Source organism: Gemelliphila asaccharolytica, from assembly GCF_001553005.1.
Classification (GTDB): domain Bacteria; phylum Bacillota; class Bacilli; order Staphylococcales; family Gemellaceae; genus Gemelliphila; species Gemelliphila asaccharolytica.
On the sequence record NZ_KQ959879.1, the window covers coordinates 1 to 2,457 of the forward strand.

At 32.2% G+C, this 2,457-nt stretch carries 2 protein-coding genes and 1 pseudogene; all 3 read right to left on the bottom strand.

Translation table 11 applies throughout. The annotated features are described in order from the left end of the window. Positions 1 to 823, bottom strand: a pseudogene (locus HMPREF1871_RS03525) (NEAT domain-containing protein); the annotation flags it as partial. 21 nt (positions 824 to 844) lie between these two features. Then, positions 845 to 2,125 carry an NEAT domain-containing protein gene (locus tag HMPREF1871_RS03530; protein WP_066130133.1) on the bottom strand — a complete coding sequence of 427 codons (1,281 nt, stop codon included), beginning with the start codon at positions 2,123 to 2,125 and terminating at the stop codon, positions 845 to 847. Between the two features lie 95 nt (positions 2,126 to 2,220). Continuing rightward, positions 2,221 to 2,457: hypothetical protein (locus tag HMPREF1871_RS03535; RefSeq protein WP_066130136.1), on the bottom strand; the 237-nt coding region annotated here is incomplete at its 5' end.

A 2,457-nucleotide genomic window follows, 5' to 3' on the forward strand; every position in this document is an offset into this window, starting at 1 on the left:
TTTGTTGCCAGCTTCCTTCTTGTGATGGTGTTACAGCCGGATTGTTAGAATTTGCATTATCTTTTTTTGCTTGTTCTAATATTGCATTAATTTCTTTTACACTTTTTGCTGAATTTATTTTTGTTGTGTATGCATTTATTTGTTCTTGAGTTAATTTGTTTAAACTTTTTAGTTGTTTTAAAGCTGTTGCTTTGTCTTTTGATAAATCTGTTGCTACAGAAGTTGTTCTTATTCCACTTAAATCAAAAATAGGTTTTGCGTCTTGTGTTCCTACTCCAGCCATAAGTGATTCCATTACTGGCACAAAAACTTGCACTCTTGTTTCAAGTTTTGTTCCTACTATAGCATTTTTATCTACAGGATATTCTAAAACTTTTGGATAAGCTTTTCTATTTGGATATTTTTTAAAATAAACATCCATAAAATTATCTTTATCACTTTCACTGTACCATTCAACTACTCTACAGTTTATTGGTGCTCCCCCTGAATAATATTTTAAATTTCCTAAATAACCTGTAAAAGTTTTACCTCCAAAGTCACGTGTTAGTGGTTTGAATGTAATTCTTACTTTGTACTCTCCATTTTCTACTATAAGTTTTGTTTCTGATTTGACTACTGCTCCGTCTGACATACTTTTTTTGCCTGGAGTATAGGCGTGCATCATATTTAATCCTACATGATATACACCATCTTGTAGATGAGTTAAATCTGTATTAGATTGAGTTTGAGATGCATATGCTGTGTGGTCTAAATTTACTTGTCCTCCTACTCCTAGTGCTACTGCTCCTGCTACTCCTACTGCTAATAATTTATTTAATTTCATAATTTTTCCCCTTTTTTTCTTTTATTTATTTAATCTTCTTCTTAAATATAACGCTCCTAATAGTGTTATAGCTCCTAATAAAGCTGTTGATGTTGTTTTTAATCCTGTACTTGGAAGTTGTGTTGCTCCTGCTAGTTCACTTGGTATTTCTCCATGATATTCTTCTTTTGTTGCGTGTGCCCAGTCAAATATCAAGAATGCTGGTTTTCTTCCTGCTCCCGGCATTAATGCTTCCATTGTTGGAACAAATACTTCTACACTTAGTTTGTTTACTTTACTGTCCAATACAAAACTTACTGTTACAGGGTTTCTTAATCCTGGTTCATTTATTTTTTTAACTGGAACTTCATTACCATTTACCCAAAACCTTGTTATACCATCTTGGAATTTACCAAATATTAAATCTTGGAATTTTACTGTGTAATAGAATTTTCCACCTTTTTCTATTACTGTTGTTCCTACTAATGCAGGGTTCCCCATTGATGGTCTATTTTCAGTTGCGTGCCATAATTTTGTTGGAACTGTCCATTTATATGCTACTTCTTGTGGACTTAAACTTGCACCTAAATCTCCAGCATCTCCTGTTCCTACTGATGGTACTTCACCACTTCCACTATCTCCGCTTCCTGAATTTGCGTCATTAGAGCTTGTATCATTAGAATCTGATGATGGTGCTGTTCTGTCAACTCCTAATATTTTTGAGAAGTCAAAAACTGGTTTTGCGTCTTGTGTTCCCATTCCGCTTCCGCTTCCACCAATACTTTCCATTACTGGAACAAATACTTTTACTCTTGTTTCAAGAGTGTTATTATTGTCATCTATTTGGTTTTTATCTATAGGATACTCTAAAACTTTTGGATAGACTGTTCTGTCTGGATATTTTTGTGTGTACACGTCCATAAAGTCGTCTTTGTCATTTTCGCCATACCATTCTACTACTTTACAGTCTTTAACACTTCCGTCTGCGTCATAGTAACTTAAATTTCCTAAATATCCTGTAAATGTATCTCCACCAAAGTCGCGAGTTAGTGGTTTGAATGTAAGTCTTACTTTATACTGCCCATTTTCTACTATAAGTTTTGTAGCTGATTTTTCTACCGCTCCATCAGCCATACTTTTTTGACCGGCTGTGTGTGCGTGCATAATGTCTACATCTATATCATAAGTTCCATCTTTTAAATTTTTTACATTTAATTTTTCTTCTGCTTTTACTTGTGAATTAGGGGTTTCTACAAAAACATTAAAACTTAATGCAGTTGCTAATGCTAGTGAAACAGCTAAAAATTTTTTCTTTAAGTTCATAAAAATTCTCCTTTAAATATTTTTCTTTATTTTTAAACCTAATTTTATTTTAACAAAATACTTAAATATTTTATATAGTATATTCTTTATTTTTATTATTTTTTATTTTTTTTACGTCTTACTGATACAATAGCTCCAATTATTATTACTAATAGTACAATGATTCCTACTATTACATAAGATTTTTTATCTTTTTTTTCTGCTTTTTGTTCAGTAGGTGCATTTTCTGCTGGAGTAGTTTCTTTTTGTTCTTTAGCTTCTTCTTTTTTCTCTGTTTCTAAAGCTTTTACACTAGAGAAATGAAAAACTGGTTTTGCGTCTTGTGTTCCCAT